Raw genomic sequence first — 17,256 nt, forward strand, 5'->3', positions numbered from 1 at the left:
TAAACCATTCAAATTTAATTTCAATCCTAAGATTGTTCATTAGCGTCGATTTTTCCCTTTTCCATTGTCCTTGCCTTTACCCTTATCATCATCATCATCGTCTTCGTCTTCATCGTCGTTGTCATCGTTTTTCCCCTTCTTACTTCCCTTCACCTTAACGGTATCGCTTCCTTCGAATTTTGTACCATCCGACAATTCCCCTGTAATGGTAAATTCTACACTTTGTGATTCACTTGTTTTTAAATCTAAATCAACTTCTAAATCACTTATATTAAACTTGACCTTAAGTTTATCCTTTTTTTTATCACAATCAATTGCAACAGCACCTTCACACACTACTGTTTCACATACTATATCTTCGATATTATGCGTGGAAGGTAGTTTTATATTGGCAATAAACTTACCGTTACTATTAAGATTAATCGTCTTTGACTGGAAGCTCACATATGCAACTATTACAGAAGGCGCCTCGGCTGGCGTTGATGTGGGAGTTGCAGAAGGTTCTGTTGGCGTTGCCGCAGGCGTGGCAAATGGCGTTGGTGTAGGCGTTATTTCGGCATCAGTAATCAAACCTCCCGGAACCAGCAATTCAACATCATCCCCTGATATCTCTGCCGAAACTTCCAAAACAGGGGTTGAATCTGGCGCAACAGTTGCGGTAGGCGTCACAACAGGCGATGTGGTTGCAATTGGAGATGCCGTTGCTACAGGAGTTGAAGAACCTGCCGGTGAAGGAGAAGCAACGACAATGGGAGAAGGAGTTGGGGTTCCTGCAGGGGAAGCCTTTTCGTTAATAACCACGCTTACAATCTCCACTTTATCGCCTGATTGAAGAGCAAGGTCCATATCCTCTAACGCAATCCCCTCTTCAATCTCAAATGGAAATTCATATGGCTTTGCGATATCGTTCACTTCTGTTTCAATTACTAAGGCACATGTTTTATTGGCATACAGTAGTGTATCAAGATGTATTAAATTGGATATTGATAATTTTACTTTTCCATTTTTGTTTATTTCAACACTTGCATCTAATTTGTCTCCATCAAAAGCGCTTGAATCACTGACAGTAAGGCTGGTTTTATAAAGGGTATCCGCTCCAGCCCCCTCCACTACAAATGACAAATAAATACCTGTAAATACGATCATCCATACACTTAAAACTAATTTTCTCTTCATCATCTCACTCCTTGCCAAAAAAAATTTTCTCTAACAAAAACAACAATTTCCCACCCATTGTAAAATAAAAAAAACCCAAGACAATATGCCACATATGCCTTGGGTTTTGGGTTATCTTAAAAGCCTATTGAAATCTTGAACTTAATCAATAAAGCATCAAATTTTGCAAAAGTGATTCAACCGTATGTTTATAGTTAAACCTTTTACAAACAAGATACTTACCGGCTCAGCGCCTGATCAATAAACAGCTTTTACACCATTATAGGTGGCAACCTGGCATTCTTTCCCAAAAAACAAGACCCATGGCTTTGCGTCCCAACCTCACGATTGGTTTGCCTTTGTATGCACACTTTTACCAAAATGCATTAATTAGTCAAGAAAATTATCGAGGTTTGATAAAAAAAATATTTTAAAATATTTGTAACAGTTACGCCAGTTTGAAATGTATGCAGAATAGTAACACTTTATTTTTTTGAAAAATTCCAATAATAGCGCTGCTTGCCGTAAGCGTAGGGGCAGAGTATATAAACGGTTGCTGCTCGTTCCTCGCTTGAAATATCTAAGTAGAGACAGGTTTGAAACCTGTCTCTACCATGTAGTGCGACGAGGTTCGTCGCACTACAAATGACAATTTCCAGTTTCAAAAGACTAAAGTGTTACAAATTTCATCAATATCTTTAAAGGCTATACAAAAAGCTATAGAAAATATTGAATATTGAATATTGAGTATTGAGTATTGAGTATTGAGTATTGAGTATTGATCTCTTTCTTGCGGGTTCGGGTTTGTAACCGTTCGGCTGAGCTCACGACGAAGCCCGAACCACACGTTTTATATGGTTGATTCCGCCATTGCCTGCACATAGCGCCCTTATTACAAAAAAACCCTGACAGGGTTCCTAACCCTGTCAGGGTTGACCAACATACGTCCGGTTATGGTTCAGGGTTTAACTACTCAACTACTCAACTACTCAACCAATAACCATTCACAGCCTCACGCCTATTTCACCAGCCAAACTGTCACTTCGGCCTTTTCCTTTACCCCCGATGCCTTAAACCGCGCCTTTGCGTTACAATTATCCTTCAGGTTGCATTTATCCTTCTTTGCAGTTATGGTAAATACCGCCTTACCTTCTGCGTCTGTCTTCTGGTTTGAAGGCTTAACCTTTATTTTTTTATTGTTACTCGTGGTTACTTTTCTCTTTACCTTGACCCCTTCTACCCCACAACCATCCGCACCGGTAACCGTTATCATTACCAGCCCTTCCTCTCCCTTTTCCAGTTCAAGTGAGTCCGGCAATGCCGTTACCTCCTCCTCCGCATCATCACATACCACGGCAGATGGTGAAGGCGATGGCTTTTGAGTTGGCGTTGGAGATGGGATTGCCGGCGGCGTTGCCGTTGGAACTGTCAATACCGCTACTGAGCATGTATCGGTCACTAATTGAGGGAATCCTGTTGTGGTGGTTTCATCATAACAGCTCGCCGTCAGGGTGTCTCCCTCCGCCGCCTGTATGCGTTCATATTCCAGCGTTGAGTCATTGCTGATTTGTATTGAACCCCTGAATATACCTGTGTCTGTCCCCGTCTCCAACATTCTTACACCGGTGGTGTTGAATGAAGAGGTGTCGATATACACCTCATCCGTAAGCGTCTCCGCTGTTTCGTGGTCGGCGTTCGACTCCGCATCCGTCAGTGTAATCCCCGCATACTCTCCTATGCGGTATACCGGCCGGTCAAAGGAAAGCTGAGCATCATAACTGCTGAATGAGAGCTTCTTTGTGACCGATACAAAGGCATCCGGGCTGTACGTCACCGTTACAGTACCGTCTTGTTGGGTCTTTACCGTGCCGGTATTTGACCGTACCGTTGAACCTGCCCCGCTGGACGTGGTTGTTCCCGTCTTTATGGTGGCAAGGAACGTGCCGGTGTTGGCGTGGGGGAAGGCGTGGGAGTGGGCGTCTCTGCCGTTATTGTAGGAGTAGGAGTTGTCTCTGCCGGTGGAGTGGGTGTTGCAGCCGGTGTGGACGTCTGTGTCACAACAACCACCGGAGTGGGCGTCGGCGTCGGTGACAATGCCACTGTCGTGGTAGGCGACTGTATTGCCGTTGGAGTTGGCGTAGGAACTATGGGAACGGATTCCGTGGTAAAGCTCCATGAATGGTTTGAATCAAGGGTAGTCCCTGCCCAGTTTGCCGCCTGGATTCCTGTTGTAGCGACTGCCGTATAGGTTGTGTCATAAGAAAGGTTGCCGGAGGGAATAAATACGGCGTTATATGAATCAGTGCTTGCCGTTCCCTCTATTTTATTGCCATCGGCGTCGCTTACATAAATACTGTCCGTGCTGACCGTTGAGCCATTGATAAGCATCGAAAATTTCGCGGAGATGGTAGTATCGACCGAAACATCTGTTACCCCCGTTTGATGGACTTGTGGAACTAACGGTGAGTACCACTTTTACAGGCTCTTCACCGCCTCCGCCGCCGGATGGCGGCGCCCAGGTTGTAATAACATTGTAGGCAGGGAAAGTGTTCTTAAAGTGTATCCATCCGATATTCTCTCCCCAGGCATACCCGTCAAATGAGCCGGTGGCTGTATCGATAGTCACCTGGCTGTGAGTTGGGTTGAAGTTGATCCAGCCTGCATTTTCACTCCATGCGTACCCTGAGAGGTTTCCGGCGCCATCATGGTTAACGCCCCAGTCACCGGAAGAGGTGTTATTGTAGGGGCCTCCGGCGTCGTTGCCCAGTTTAATCCACCCGATATTTTCTGCCCATGTATAGCCTTCAAGATAGGTAGAATACACCGTTACCCCGCCGTGGGTGGGATTGAAATTGACCCAGCCGCTATTTTCCGACCAGGCGTATTTGTCTGTCGTGCTTGTATTGCCCGCATTCGACCATAACGGATTTACCATGAGAATTCCCATGAAGATTGCCAATGGCAAACACCATTGTAACCTGCGCATAACACCAACTTTTTTCGTTGTCTAACCCCCCTTTTTAGGATTTACGATTTACGATTTTTTTTGAATTATTTTTAGCCGCTGATTTACGCGGATAAAACACGGATAGTGAACATTTACGGCTAATGTTTATCGAATATCGAATGCCGAACAAGGAACCGCAGAATGGAGAAGGTTTTACTTCGATATTCGTTATTCCTTGTTCAATATTCTGCGGTTCTGCAAGCAAGCAAGCAAACCAATCAATTATATTCCGGTCATTTTATTGATGGGTGCGCTGACGCCCTTCGACAGGCTCAGGACAGGCTTCACCAATCCTTACAATTCTTACAAATTCCCGTTTTGACACGTGCATAAAGCCATGCTATACACATAGTTAATTTGGAATAAAGGAGTCGGCGTCCCAAACATCATTCAGCAAACTTTCAGAAATATCTATTTTTACAGCGTCATTTTTTAAAGGAGGCAACAATGAACATTGTCACAAAAGCAACTTATAAAAAAGGAACGCTTGTCCTTGACCAAAGTTTAGGTCTTGAAAAAGAAGGGAAAAAATTCAAAATCATTATTGTTGAAGAAGAAACTACCCATGTAAAAAAAGAACGATTTCTTCAATACGTAGAAAAACACGCCTTCACCTTGCCCAAAGATTACAAATTCAATCGAGAGGAAATCTATGAGCGATAAGGTCTTGATTGATACAAATCTTTGGGTTTATTTATATGCAAAATCTCCTGAAATCAAATATTTCAAGGTTAAACAGCTTGTGGAGACAAATTTCAACAACATTATTTTCAGCGCACAAATTATAGGAGAACTTTACTATGTTTTGACAAAAAAGAATTTTTGCGCAAAAGAAGATGCGAAAGATATCATAGTTGAAATAACCACCGCCTTTCCCGTAATTGAGATTTATACGGCAAATGTTTTGAAAGCGCTAGACATAATAATAAAACCGGCTACTCTTATTGGGATAGCCTGGTGTTTGCGACTGCATTGCTTAACGATTGCCGGTTTCTTTATTCAGAAGATATGCAGCATAATCAAATTATTGGTAACACTTTAGATTTTTGAAAAAACACCGCGAAAAGCCCCGTTAGCACCTTTTTGAAAATTAATATTCAATGTTCAATATTTAATGTAAAAGAATAGAGGCAAATGAGTAGGGACACGCCATGGCGTGTCCTTACAAATTGAACATTGAGAATTGAATATTGAATATTGAATATTTTTCCAGGGCTGCAAATTAAGGTTAGGTTGAATCAAAAAAGGACGGGGCAATCGGTATAAAAACTATTTTATGGACTTTGTTTGATTTCGCCTTCAAACAAATAGAATGTTGTATTATAACACTCCTCAAGAATGGACATAGTTGCCTCTCCGATCTTTATTTCCACCCCGGGGTAAACAACCTTGTAAACAACCACTTTGGCGTCTTTATAAACAGGTACTGTTTCTCCGCTTGGGAGGTCTCTTAATCTTTTTTCTATCTCCTCTTTCCGGGAAAGAAGTTGTTGGAATGTATCGGCATGCTTTGCGGTCAGTTCCCCCTTTGACTTCTTAATCTCATGTAATAGGGCAAGTTCTTTATCAACCTTTTTCAAGGCAGATCTCAAATCACTTGCTTCTTTCCTTGTGTTCATTTGCTTTTGTTGCGCTGCATAGTCAACACCGACTTCTACGTCTGTGTAAATCTCCTTTTTGCTTCCTAATGATTCCACTTCGATTAATGTGCCGGCAACTACCAGCCCACCTGCGATAGATAACCTGTCCCCTTCCGCCTTCACCATTTTTTTTGCGTAAATCACACAATCTATTGCCTCTCGTAATATTTTAATATTATTTGCCACAATGGTCCGATTCCTTGCAAAGCGAACGGTCACATCTCCCTCTGTGAGGAGACAACGCCGCCAATATATCTTACGTTTCCATCAATACACGATACCAACAGTTTCGGATCGTTGTCAGATATTTTTGTATTTTCTCCAACCGGCAATCCACACAGCTTTCCCTGTATTGGGACAACTATTCCACCGTAGACGTTCCTTCCTGGTTTTCCGGGAGCAGGAGCAATTAGCCTGGCCAGTGTTTGGTCTTTTTTTACACTTTCAATTATACTTGTATTGTAATAATCCACCCTGCCGTCGCTCCCCACAAGAGGTCTGGTTCTTGATCTTGCATCAAATAAAAACTCAATACTGCCGTCTTTGCCATGGACCGGTTGTTCGCCTTCGGCTATAAGCGTGTTTTCAACAGAGATATTTTCTTGCCTGACCTTATCCAGGGCAGCCTTTATGGCGTCGTCTTTTATTCCAAAAGAGATGCCCTTTGCCTTCAGGGTTTCCAAAACGTTTTCCAGAGTAATATCGACATTTTCCTGTTTCGCGATTTCTCGTGCCATAAGTCCTCGTATATCAATAGCTGGTTTTTTGCATTTTTGTGCTTCAGACAACCTGTTATCCTTTGCCACACAGTAACAGCCAAGTGGCTTGTCTGTAAATTAACAGCAAAGGTATAAAATTTATTATAAGGAGGATGAAATATGGCAGTATCTAAAGATGATATTAATAACTTTAAGACTGGATGCAAGAGCGGCGCTTGTTGCCATGCACGGAGAAAGCGATCTGACGAAGCAAAAGGAAAGCAGTGCAAAGGTTGAAAAGCTGACAGAAGAAACACTGGCGCTTTTCCCTAAATTAATAGAAAATGCTAAAGGTACGAATGTTGAGGCCAAAATAAAAGACGTGAAGGATGCGTGGGATATTTTCAGGAACACCCGGGATAATGAGATTATTCCTAATTTTTTTGCGGGAAAAGTAGAGGAAGCAAAGGCTGTAGGTGGTGGTATACAGAAGGAAAGGTTCGCAAAGAGATCTGCAGCGGTTGATGAACTCTTAACAATGACGTAAAAAGAGAAGAAGAGGGTCGGGAGGTGAAGGGTATGATAAGTTTTTTATACGCTTCACTTCTTGATTCAATAGTAAAGAATCCAACCACAGGTAATTCAGGAGTACTATACATAATGCCTGAGCTAAATCACCGCGCAAAGCGGGCGGTTTAGCTCAGGCATTAAAGTCCCCCCTGTTTTCTTCCGTAAAAAGTTGTAGAACAAAGCTATACGCTTTAAAGGACATAGAAGAATTTAATATATCAGTCCTCAGTCCTCAATCTGCAATTTGCCGACTGTAGATTGCCGACTGCCAACTGCTACGACGGTATAATAGGAAATTCCGAGTCCTTAAAGTCCCAATAATGCGTCAACTTTATTGCATAGCTGTTTTACTTCATTAGCGGATTTTTGTAAAGCAATGGACTCTTTTTCGTTGAGCTTGATTTCAAAAATATCTTCAACTCCATTGGATCCAAGTATTACCGGCACACCAACAAAAAGATTCTTTATACCATATTCTCCTTCACACAAAGCGGTGCATGGCGCTATCTTTCGTTTGTCTTTTAAAATAGCCTCAACCATTTCCATAACGGCTGCCGAAGGGGCGTAAAACGCGCTGCCGGTTTTCAGCAAATTAACAATTTCCGCACCGCCATTTCTCGTTCGCTCAACAATTTCATTCAATCGTTCCTGTGGAATTAATTCTTCAACAGAAACGCCGGCGATAGTGGTGTACCGGGTAGAGGGCACCATAGTATCCCCATGCCCTCCAAGGACAAATGCATGGATATTTTCAACGGACACGCCGAGCTCCATTGAAATAAAAGCGCTAAAACGCGCAGCATCAAGAATGCCTGCCATTCCGATAACGCGACGCCTGGGAAATTTGCTGATTTTGTAAGCCACATATGTCATGGCATCCAGTGGATTAGACACTATGATGAGAATGGCATTCGGCGAGGTCTTTGCTATGTTTTCAGTAACTCCTTTTACGATACCCGTATTTATTTGAAGCAAGTCATCCCTGCTCATTCCTGGTTTTCTCGGCACACCAGAGGTGATAACTACTATATCCGAATCCTTTGTTTCTTCATAAACGTTCGCACCGGTGATTTTCGTATTATATCCATAAACAGGACCTGCCTCCAGGATGTCCAAGGCCTTTCCTTGTGGCATATCCTGCACTATGTCTAAAAGTACCACATCTCCGAGTTCCTTTTCTGCAAGGCGTTGTGACAATGTGGCCCCGACATTTCCTGCGCCAATAATGGTTATTTTTTTTCTGGCCATAAACAGACTCCATTGATTTTCATGATGTGTGAATAAGTGTAATTACGAATCCCGCATTTCGTGTTTGTTTGATTCCGGCTGTGCCAGCCTAAGGAGCAGGTTGACTATATGCCTCTGGGCTAAACACCAGAAAATACTGGTAAGGAAGGAGTTGGTCATATTTCTTTTGTAATGTAAACCCCGCCTGTTTTAATTCGTTGATAACCAATTCTTCCGGTAAGCGGACATTGCGCGGTGGGCCAATGGGACTCTCTTTGCCAAATTCTATAATTGCTACCCGGCCTTCGGGTTTCAGTGAGGCTTTCACTTTCTTCATGAAATCAACCGGATGCGCTATTTCATGGTATGTGCTTAGCAAGATTGCCGTGTCAATGCTGTTTGCAGGTAATAAAGGGTCATCCATGCCGCCCAGCACGAGATGAACTGTTTTTTCTTCTTCCGCATTTAATCTGTTTTTAATGTAATCAAGCATTTCTTGTTGTATATCAACAGCATAAACCGTCCCGCTTGGTCCGGTACGTTTTAAAAGCCTCATGACAAGGTATCCGGAACCGGCTCCAATGTCAGCAACAACGCTCCCTTTTTTGATTTCCAGCGCATCCAATAGTAATTCCGGTTTTTGCCATACATCACGTTCAGGATTCTCAAGCAGCGGAATTTTTGCAGGACTGAACAGTTTCCCTGGACGTTCAAGTTGTATGGTATATTGGGCATGCATTTCACAGCAAAAAAACAATATTCCCAAAATAGCGATGAGGGAGAGGACTTTGGTTCTTTTTCCACACATAAACTAGCCTTCCTCCTCTCCGCCTTTTTCTTCCAGTTCTTCTTTGTCTAACCGCAAGATGAGCCAGATCGATGCGCCAATGGCGAATGGCAGCAATATGTATTGAATAATCTCAAGTTTTGACCGTGGATATGGCGTTATTTCCGGGAGGGGAGGGGGATTTTGAAATTGTTGCGTATGTTTGGCTTCCTCTGTTTGATTACTTACCGGTGTTGTTTGGGCGCAAATGAAACCGCAGGAGAACAGACTGCCTGTTAACAGAAAAAAGCACATTAAAATCAAAATTTTTTTCATAATAAAACATCCATAAACTTTAGTCACAAATGGGGACGAATGTAAATAATCCACAATCAGGACGCAGCGCGTGATGCAAAATAAGGGGCGAAGCATTTGTTGCAAATTGTCATAAATGCATTCATACCCAAACGGGCAAATGCTTCGTCCCTACACTATGCGGTAAACATCGCTATTATTAGAATTTTTCAAAAAACTAAAGTGTTACAAATAATCTCATTTCTTAAATACAAGTTCTTTGTAAATATCAAATTCTCTTTTCGCCTCTTCGTGTTTGCCGAGTTTATTATATGAATCTCCAATCAACAGGCGCACATTGGTATTTGCAGGGTTTAATTCGGTCAGTCTTTGGCAAATTTCTAATGATTCATTGTATAGCCCGCTTTTATTATATGCAAATCCAAGATTGTACAGCGCATCATGATTTTCAGGTTCAAGGCTTAAAACTTTTTTAAACGCTTCGATTGCTTCATCAAATCTCTCCGTCATATTATATGCTACACCGATATTGTAATACGTTGGGACATGATTCGGATTAATGGTTAATGCCATAAGGTATGCTTTTATTGCTTTGTCAAAACTGTTTTTTTCACCATAAATACATCCCATATTATAGTAAACATTGGCATTGCCTTGATCAAGCGAGACATATTTTTCAAAGGTAGCAATGGCGTCATCGGCCATGCGGTTCTTGTAGTAAAGAGTTCCCAGTTCAAGAAGTGCTTTTGCATCGCCAGGGTCTAGTTCTATCACTTTTTTGAAGTTTACAATCGCTTCGTTTGTTTTACCTGATTTAGTATATGATAAAGCAAGCATCCTGAATGCTTCTTTCATCGTCGGATCTAAACTAACCGCCAGGCTAAATGCTTCTGTCGATTCGTTTATCCACCCCTGCTGAAAGAATTCATATCCTTTGTTGTAATAATCATTTGCCGTGAGTGATTTTTCCTGAATAGATTGTTCGGCTTGTTGCTTTTCCGGAGGAATTGATTTTTCTGTTGTTTCCGGCGCTTGAACTTCTGCAATAGCATTTATGTCTATAGGCGGCTTTGTGTCCGTTGTAACCGCGTAAGGAACTGGTGTTACGGTAACTGGTTCTATTCGTTCTATTTCAATTATTTCCGTTAAAGGGCTTTCTTTTTTCCCGCAGCCCACATTGACCAAGACAAAACAACAGGCAAAAAAAAACGTATAACTGCAGATTGGTTTTAACCACGAAAGAAATTCAAAATGGCAATTTGTTTTTTTCATGTTATTTTCCCCGAATTCCTTTTCAAATAATTAATAATACCGCCGTTCTTATGGCATTTTAGTTTGACAAGTTGAATTGTCAAGAAAATTAGCGCTTATTATGAGGCGATTATACTGTAACTACAGTCAGTCACTGGTCATTGGTCACATTGGTCAACCGCCGATTGCCGACTGCAGAAACAACCATTAAATATTTTGCCCAAAAATGCAAAGAAATTACTGAATTTGTTTGGTGCAGTCTATGCTATTCTATGATTTCTTTTCTATAAAGGCAACAGCCGTTAAGGTTGAGTTAAGAACCGCACCCTTCACTGCCGTAACACCTAATACTTTAATTCTAAGATTGTCAATAAAAAGTGTTTTATCATTATCATATTCGATATCATAGAGAAAATTCCGCAATTCTTCCGTACTCTTGATATCGCTTATTTCAATATTAATTGATAATGCTATGAGATACGGATTCTTATTGATAATATTTCTCTTTAGTGCAGTGCTTCTCGATACCACCAAACCGTTTTTTTTAGCAATATTATTTACTATCTCCTGCAATTTTGCAGATGCAAGTTCCTCCGTCTCCTCATAAAAAAACTTCTTCTTCATTTTTTCATAATATTGTTCCAACTCACTCAATCGTTCTTCGTATCGTTTTTTATTTGCAATAAACGAGTAACTTTTCTCCAGCAGTTTTTCTTTCGTTTCTAAACTTTGCTTCGTTTCGTTGATTGACGTAAAGAATGGGGTAATTATTGCCCTATCGACGACAATATAAAAGAGAACGAGTATTGCGCCAATCAGCAGAACTCTTTCTCGTACTTTAAATCTTCTAAATACAGCAATTAGTTTTTCCATCACTACTACCTTTCAACCTTACCCTTTATCCGGAATTTCTCCCTCCCGCTCTGCGTTTTGGTAACAGGAGATGCTAAACCAATCGCTGATAAAAGAGGTGAATTTTCCAGAATGGGTATTAAATGGGTGGAAGATACCGCGTCACCCTCTATCTCAAACAGATTATTATCTATTTTAATGGTTTTAGCCCAAGCGTCGTTCGGCAAAATTCTCGCTAATTCCAGGATAATATCAATTCTTGGAATGTATTTTTCGCTGATTTCATCAACATTAATCACCGTATTCTCCAACAACTCCAGCCTCTCTTTTGTATTTTCAACAATCTTTATCTCTTTTTTTAATGATTTAATTATTGAATCCACGGTTTTTATTCTTGCAAGGTTATTCATTTTCTGAATATAGGGTATCAAAAAAATAAACAATATTAAGAAGCCTGTCAAAAAACACATTGCCGATATTTGAGGATTGCGTTGTTTTCTCTTTAACTTAATTAAGCTTATATTACACGGATAACCAGAAACGCCATAAAGCGCTGCGCCATATGATTCTGCATTCTCATCCATCAGTTTTGTTTGAACAGAATAGTCTTCCGGCAAAATTGTATCACCGTTATTTATATAAAAAACTGCCCCGGGAGCATTCGCCTTTACCTGTTTTGTCAACTCATCCAGATTCTTCACAATCGACGATGACCTCAGGAAACTATTTTCATACAGGCTGTAGCAGTAATCCTTTTTATTTTTATTAACAACAGCAACAGCGCCTCGTTTGTCTGCTATGAGAGGAATAAATGCGAAGGGTGTGATAATAACTCGAGATGGCATTATTTCGAGCGCTTTCAAACGCAACAATATATCATCCAATGCCTCTTTTTTTACCGCAACAATGAGTACCTTTGAATTGTGCCGGTTGCGGGAAAGCAAGTGGATATCAAAATAAACATCTTCGTTATTAAAAGGAATAAAACTATCTAACTGATATGATAACGCTTCCCGTAATTCTTTAATATTTGCATAGGGAAATTCTATTTCTCTGATAATACATAATTCTCTGGGCACGGAGAGGATTATCTCTCCGGCAAATTTCTTTTGTTGCACTAAAATTGGTTTTAATTGCTGGCTATCTTTAATTAAAAAATCTTTTACTACAAACGTTTCATACGATAATTTGATTAATTTCCTGGAAACAAACGTAATAACAAGATCATCCCCATGCAAAGATAAACCAGTGCCGCTGGGGGAAAAGACACCAACAAACGGAATACTACTCATAGCATTAATCCTTAGGCGATTTTCTGAATGTAGGGCGAAGTGCCACTTCGCTCATAACGAAGCAGACGCTTCGTTCTACAATTTTAAAATTTCGCAACATTTTAGTTTTTTGAAACCGTAGGGGCGAAGCATTTGCATATTTGGGTATGAACGCATGTATGCCAGTTATAGCAAATGCTTCGCCCCTACACCATGCGGCAAAGGTTGTTATTGTTGGAATTTTTCAAAAAAACTAAAGTGTTACTATTAATCAGGGTATACCGCAATAATAGTAAAATCACCGCTGCCTTTCCGCACAATCATCTTGTAAGAGCCATAAGAGTTTTCTGCTTTTTCAGGGTACGAAAGAGAATTAATTGTCAAAAAACTTGAATCGTACACGGTTAAATATTTCGTCACTTCCTGAAAGGATTTGCCTATGACCCCATACCCTCTGAATAATTCCTTTAAATCTCTAAATTTTTCTATTTTCCCGGTTTCATATCTATATTGAATAATCGCGTCAATTAATTCCGATGTAATGTCTGGCACGGAAAGCAACACTTCTTTAGAAGCAAAATTAACATTAATCTTGCCGGCTCCATAGATGGTTACATGCTCACGTAATAGTTCAAATACCTGCGGGGTAACGCCCTTTACTAATGTTAGCTCTTCAATTATCTCAAATGCCCCATTTTTCGGTTCGTAAGGTTCTGGTAATGAGCTGTAGTAATTTTTTTCCGCTCCATTTACATGATGCAAATCATCCTCATCCACCCAATCCAAAATAGAATCCGTTATAATTTCTGCTGCATGTTCTTCGATCTTCAGGGCTAAAAGGAATTTAATAAAACCCTGTTTCGTCTCATCAGTAATCTTATTTATGTTTATTTTGCCGCTTTCATCGTGAATATGCACATCACAATTCCTATCCCCTATCAATACAGAATACGGTTTATTGCTTGGTACCCATTGACGCACACTTTGTCCCTTCTTCTCTTTCCCGTGCGGCTTTTTTTTATTATCCTCTGTTTTTTTAACCTGTTTTTCCGGGAGCAATAGCATTTTTATCGCATAAATACATGCCCCTCTGGCGGCATACACATTTTTTATACGCTCAGTAAACGCCAATTCGGTTTTTATCGCAATACCGGTATTACGGGTAAAACTTAATGCGATAAATCCTATAACTACTATTGTCCATAGGCTAAAAACGAGTACATAGCCATAATTGGAGTTATAAGCGTTTGTTCTTCCCCATTTTTTGTTACCGTTAGTTTTATTGCCTTCGGGATTTTCCCTATAATTTTTCCCTTCCATACTGCTTTCACGCCTTCTTTACTATTATCACTCTGTTGAGAAGGAGGCACTTCCCCTCCTGCAATATCCACGTCATCGTCCATTGCGTCTTCCTCTGAAACTAAATATTCAAATGCAACGGATGTACAGTCATTAAAAAATACCGTATACTCTTCATACAAAACGGCATTAGATTCCGGACGAAAATTCGTTTTAAATCCTTCCGCCAAATCCATTAACAATTTTGGATTCAACCGTGTTTCAGCATAAATCAAATCCAACCTGCCCTCATCATTCATTTTCACCTTATAATTTGCAATTACCAATCCCTGTGAGTAATGTTTTTTTAAAGAAAGCGGCGAGACAAAAGCAAGAAAATCTTCTTCGCCTACAAACATTTTATCCTTCTTTTTTTTCACATTATCATTAAGAAGTCTGTTTTCTTTCGGGAGTTTTTGGTTATATAAGGCAGACGCCTGTTGCCAAAAGAAATCAAAGGCCGCTTTTTCCCTTGTGGAATCACTGAACCAAACACCCTCTTTTTCCATAGAAAACAAGCCAATCCTGATCGCATACACCCCTGACATTACAAGCACCATACCAACAAAAAGAGCTATTAGTAACTCGAATAATGTGAAGCCTTTTTTGTCATGTATGCCAACCGCATCATCATATACGCTACAATAATTACTATTCATTCCCCTTCTTCTTTTTCTTTATAGTATCATTTTTCTTCTGTTCGATAAATGTTACCGTATCAATCGTTATCCCTTCTACTTGTGTATTTAATGCCGTATAACCTTCCGGGGGTAATTCTCTCTCCTCATCCTCCCCATCCATCACAAAGCTCATACGCGCTTCTTTATATTTATCAATTTCCAGGATTTTCCATTTAATACCCTTTTCGGTAACCCCCTCATATATTGTTTTTTCATCCAGCCTGGTGTATATCCCATCAAGTATTCCCAAAAAGGATTCTTCTGTTTTTGTCCTAGCTAGCAACAGCGAATTTGTATGATCGTCGATTTTCCCTCTTATTTTCGAAGAATTACCCACCATGCTGAAAAAAATGCCAATGGAAACACCGATAATTGCCATCGCAACCATAACCTCAAGCAGGGTAAATCCTTTTCTTTTTTGAAACAAAATGAATTTCATCACCTCACCTGCCTACTGGTTTAACAGAAAATCAATTTCCTGCAGTTTTCTCTCAAATGCCTGCGTTAACGAATCGGCATCTTCTGCGTTATTTGCAATATATGGTGTAATTAACATTATTAACTCAGTCCTCTTATCAATAAGCGACGTCACCTTAAACAAATTTCCCAGATAGGGAATATCGCCCAAAAGAGGGATTTTGCTCACACTTTTCTCATTTTTTTGTTCAATAATACCGCCAAGACCTATCGTATGGCCGCTTTTTATCACCAGTGAAGTTTGCACCTGACGAGTAGAAAACGTCGGGGAATCACTAACACCAGTAGTTGTTTCCTGAGCGTTGCTTACCTCCTGATTTACCTCCAGGGTAATAAGTCCGTTTTCGGCAATATGTGGAGTAACGGTAAGGATAATACCGGTATCGCGATACTGTACCTGTTCAAAAGTAACCGTAGTGCCCGTCTGTTGTCCGGAACCGGTAAGAATAGGCACCTCTTCTCCCACCTGAATACTTGCCGGTTGTTCGTCCCGTACTAATATATGCGGCGCAGAAAGTATTTTTGCATTAGAACTCACAGCAAGAATATCCATAAGAATTTCAAAGCTCCCTTTCGCAAATGTATTGGTAAACTGCACCGCTGCATTACCAGCAGCCCGTGCAATATCACCAACCCCATATACTTGCAAATTGCTTCCCGACCACAACCACTCCGTTCCGTAGTCTAAAGTATCGTTACGAGTGACTTCTACAATCAATACTTCTATAAATACCTGTTGCGGAGTTGCATCAATTGCTTCTATAATAGCTTTAATGCTCTTGTAATCACTGGGAAAGGTCTTGATAATGACCGAATTGGTTTCAATATCCGCAAGCACCTTCATTGATTCTACTATATCTCTTCCCAGCTTCTTCGGCTGCGCCGCCATCTTTTCGCTATACATCTGAGTGATAATCGGCACAATTGTCTCTGCTTTCTGGTGCTGAACTTTATAGATATATACTCTCATTTCTTCGTCTAACTGCGTGGGGGGGACATCGATATTTTTTATCCACATGTCTATTTTAGGCAAGAGTTCCGGGAGTTTCGTAATCACTATCAATTTATTTGTATCTGAGAATGGTACAAAATCAAATTCCCCGTCCCCTCCGACCTTTGCCCCTAAAGATTTTGCCAAACTCCCAAGGTCCTTCGACATATTCCGTGCATCAACATATTTAAACTCATAAAACCTCATGGCTTTCCCTGCTAAAAAAGGCACATCAAATATTTTTATTATGGTAAGCAGTTTTTCCATTACAGAGGCATTATCGATAATCATTAAATAGGGAAAGTCTTCGTGGGTCACAATATTTCCAATACTCGACATGAATTGCTTCACTGTTGAACTCAATTTTTTCGGGTCGGCATACCTCAATGGCACAATTTGAATAATAATATCTTTACTCCATTCGGGAATTTTATCTCCGTGTATAATGATACTTGTTTCCCGTCTGGCTTCCGCCTGCGGCAGCACATTGTATAGATTCCCGTCTTTCAGTATCGTAAAATTATACACATAAAGTAATGAATTAAGCATAGAGAGCAATTCTTCCCGATAGACTTCTCCGCTGGCATGAAGGTTTACTTTTCCCCCAACTCTTTTATCCAACACATAATTTACATTTAAAATTTCCCCCAATATTACCTGTACCACATCCTTGATTTCAGCATCATCAAAGTTGAGTGCAATATCAATTTTTTCCCCGGTATGCGCTGGTTTATAGAGCGCCGGTTCAGGCCTTCTGTACTCAGAAGGATATATAATTTCATCCGGTATTCCCTCTTTCTTTTCTCCTAAAACCTCCTTCTCCGGCATCACTTCATATTCCCACGATTTTTTTTCTACTTTTTCCGTGGTAGTTGAAAGTGAAATGGGTTTTCTAAAAGGTGTAAAATCTGTTTGCTTTATCTGCGTTTGTTTACACCCGGATAAAAGTGCAAAAACAATCATGATAAAAACACGTGTGCATTTATTCATTCCCACGCTGCCGCTCCAAAAAGAGAAA

General features: G+C 40.4%; 20 protein-coding genes and 1 riboswitch. Of the genes, 5 read left to right on the forward strand and 15 right to left on the reverse strand.

What is annotated here, in order from left to right; translation table 11 throughout:
• Window positions 1-39 precede the first annotated feature (39 nt).
• Window positions 40-1,176, reverse strand: coding sequence for a hypothetical protein (locus ABJL82_RS07490; RefSeq protein ID WP_347274110.1), 1,137 nt, complete (start codon window positions 1,174-1,176; stop codon window positions 40-42).
• Window positions 1,177-1,440: 264 nt separating this feature from the next.
• A riboswitch (cyclic di-GMP riboswitch) is annotated at window positions 1,441-1,523 on the reverse strand.
• A gap of 650 nt (window positions 1,524-2,173) precedes the next feature.
• Entirely contained in the window at window positions 2,174-2,989 is an 816-nt protein-coding gene (locus tag ABJL82_RS07495) for a hypothetical protein (protein ID WP_347274111.1), read from the reverse strand.
• 31 nt (window positions 2,990-3,020) lie between these two features.
• On the opposite strand from ABJL82_RS07495, the gene ABJL82_RS07500 reads away from it, so the two are divergent.
• A complete protein-coding gene (locus ABJL82_RS07500; protein WP_347274112.1) occupies window positions 3,021-3,152 on the forward strand; it encodes a hypothetical protein in 132 nt (43 codons plus the stop codon).
• On the forward strand, window positions 3,122-3,403 hold the full coding sequence (locus ABJL82_RS07505; RefSeq protein WP_347274113.1) for a hypothetical protein: 282 nt from the start codon (window positions 3,122-3,124) through the stop codon (window positions 3,401-3,403). The genes ABJL82_RS07500 and ABJL82_RS07505 overlap by 31 nt, the downstream gene beginning before the upstream one ends.
• A 75-nt stretch (window positions 3,404-3,478) precedes the next feature.
• Here the strand turns inward: ABJL82_RS07505 and ABJL82_RS07510 are convergent, their stop codons facing one another.
• Window positions 3,479-4,141: a hypothetical protein gene (locus tag ABJL82_RS07510; RefSeq protein WP_347274114.1), complete on the reverse strand. Its 663-nt coding sequence runs from the start codon at window positions 4,139-4,141 to the stop codon at window positions 3,479-3,481.
• A 468-nt stretch (window positions 4,142-4,609) separates the two neighbouring features.
• On the opposite strand from ABJL82_RS07510, the gene ABJL82_RS07515 reads away from it, so the two are divergent.
• Window positions 4,610-4,825, forward strand: a complete 216-nt coding sequence (locus ABJL82_RS07515) for a hypothetical protein (RefSeq protein WP_347274115.1) — start codon at window positions 4,610-4,612, stop codon at window positions 4,823-4,825.
• Window positions 4,815-5,204, forward strand: a complete 390-nt coding sequence (locus ABJL82_RS07520) for a PIN domain-containing protein (protein WP_347274116.1) — start codon at window positions 4,815-4,817, stop codon at window positions 5,202-5,204. The genes ABJL82_RS07515 and ABJL82_RS07520 overlap by 11 nt, the downstream gene beginning before the upstream one ends.
• A gap of 232 nt (window positions 5,205-5,436) precedes the next feature.
• On the opposite strand, the gene ABJL82_RS07525 is transcribed toward ABJL82_RS07520, so the two are convergent.
• Complete coding sequence (locus tag ABJL82_RS07525) at window positions 5,437-5,988, reverse strand: FapA family protein (RefSeq protein ID WP_347274117.1); 552 nt, start codon at window positions 5,986-5,988, stop codon at window positions 5,437-5,439.
• A 29-nt stretch (window positions 5,989-6,017) separates the two neighbouring features.
• Window positions 6,018-6,539 carry a FapA family protein gene (locus ABJL82_RS07530; protein ID WP_347274118.1) on the reverse strand — a complete coding sequence of 174 codons (522 nt, stop codon included), beginning with the start codon at window positions 6,537-6,539 and terminating at the stop codon, window positions 6,018-6,020.
• A gap of 157 nt (window positions 6,540-6,696) precedes the next feature.
• On the opposite strand from ABJL82_RS07530, the gene ABJL82_RS07535 reads away from it, so the two are divergent.
• The gene (locus ABJL82_RS07535) at window positions 6,697-7,047 is read left to right on the forward strand and encodes a hypothetical protein (RefSeq protein ID WP_347274119.1); all 351 of its coding nucleotides are present in this window, start codon (window positions 6,697-6,699) and stop codon (window positions 7,045-7,047) included.
• 329 nt (window positions 7,048-7,376) lie between these two features.
• Here the strand turns inward: ABJL82_RS07535 and mdh are convergent, their stop codons facing one another.
• From mdh to gspD, 10 genes are all read right to left on the reverse strand, one after another.
• Complete coding sequence (gene mdh / locus ABJL82_RS07540) at window positions 7,377-8,318, reverse strand: malate dehydrogenase (protein WP_347274120.1); 942 nt, start codon at window positions 8,316-8,318, stop codon at window positions 7,377-7,379.
• 88 nt (window positions 8,319-8,406) lie between these two features.
• A complete protein-coding gene (locus ABJL82_RS07545; RefSeq protein ID WP_347274121.1) occupies window positions 8,407-9,105 on the reverse strand; it encodes a class I SAM-dependent methyltransferase in 699 nt (232 codons plus the stop codon).
• Between the two features lie 3 nt (window positions 9,106-9,108).
• Window positions 9,109-9,399 carry a hypothetical protein gene (locus ABJL82_RS07550; RefSeq protein ID WP_347274122.1) on the reverse strand — a complete coding sequence of 97 codons (291 nt, stop codon included), beginning with the start codon at window positions 9,397-9,399 and terminating at the stop codon, window positions 9,109-9,111.
• Window positions 9,400-9,615: 216 nt separating this feature from the next.
• The gene (locus ABJL82_RS07555; protein WP_347274123.1) at window positions 9,616-10,650 is read right to left on the reverse strand and encodes a tetratricopeptide repeat protein; all 1,035 of its coding nucleotides are present in this window, start codon (window positions 10,648-10,650) and stop codon (window positions 9,616-9,618) included.
• Between the two features lie 249 nt (window positions 10,651-10,899).
• Window positions 10,900-11,502, reverse strand: coding sequence for a type II secretion system protein GspM (gene gspM, locus ABJL82_RS07560; RefSeq protein ID WP_347274124.1), 603 nt, complete (start codon window positions 11,500-11,502; stop codon window positions 10,900-10,902).
• A gap of 5 nt (window positions 11,503-11,507) precedes the next feature.
• Window positions 11,508-12,773: a PilN domain-containing protein gene (locus ABJL82_RS07565; protein ID WP_347274125.1), complete on the reverse strand. Its 1,266-nt coding sequence runs from the start codon at window positions 12,771-12,773 to the stop codon at window positions 11,508-11,510.
• Window positions 12,774-13,019: 246 nt separating this feature from the next.
• Window positions 13,020-13,817 carry a general secretion pathway protein GspK gene (locus tag ABJL82_RS07570; RefSeq protein WP_347274185.1) on the reverse strand — a complete coding sequence of 266 codons (798 nt, stop codon included), beginning with the start codon at window positions 13,815-13,817 and terminating at the stop codon, window positions 13,020-13,022.
• 128 nt (window positions 13,818-13,945) lie between these two features.
• Entirely contained in the window at window positions 13,946-14,749 is an 804-nt protein-coding gene (locus tag ABJL82_RS07575; RefSeq protein WP_347274126.1) for a prepilin-type N-terminal cleavage/methylation domain-containing protein, read from the reverse strand.
• Window positions 14,742-15,209: a type II secretion system protein gene (locus ABJL82_RS07580; RefSeq protein ID WP_347274127.1), complete on the reverse strand. Its 468-nt coding sequence runs from the start codon at window positions 15,207-15,209 to the stop codon at window positions 14,742-14,744. The genes ABJL82_RS07575 and ABJL82_RS07580 overlap by 8 nt, the downstream gene beginning before the upstream one ends.
• 12 nt (window positions 15,210-15,221) lie before the next feature.
• On the reverse strand, window positions 15,222-17,228 hold the full coding sequence (gene gspD, locus ABJL82_RS07585) for a type II secretion system secretin GspD (RefSeq protein ID WP_347274128.1): 2,007 nt from the start codon (window positions 17,226-17,228) through the stop codon (window positions 15,222-15,224).
• Between the last annotated feature and the right edge of the window lie 28 nt (window positions 17,229-17,256).

This window comes from Candidatus Kuenenia sp. (genome assembly GCF_039794105.1).
Classification (GTDB): Bacteria; Planctomycetota; Brocadiia; order Brocadiales; family Brocadiaceae; genus Kuenenia.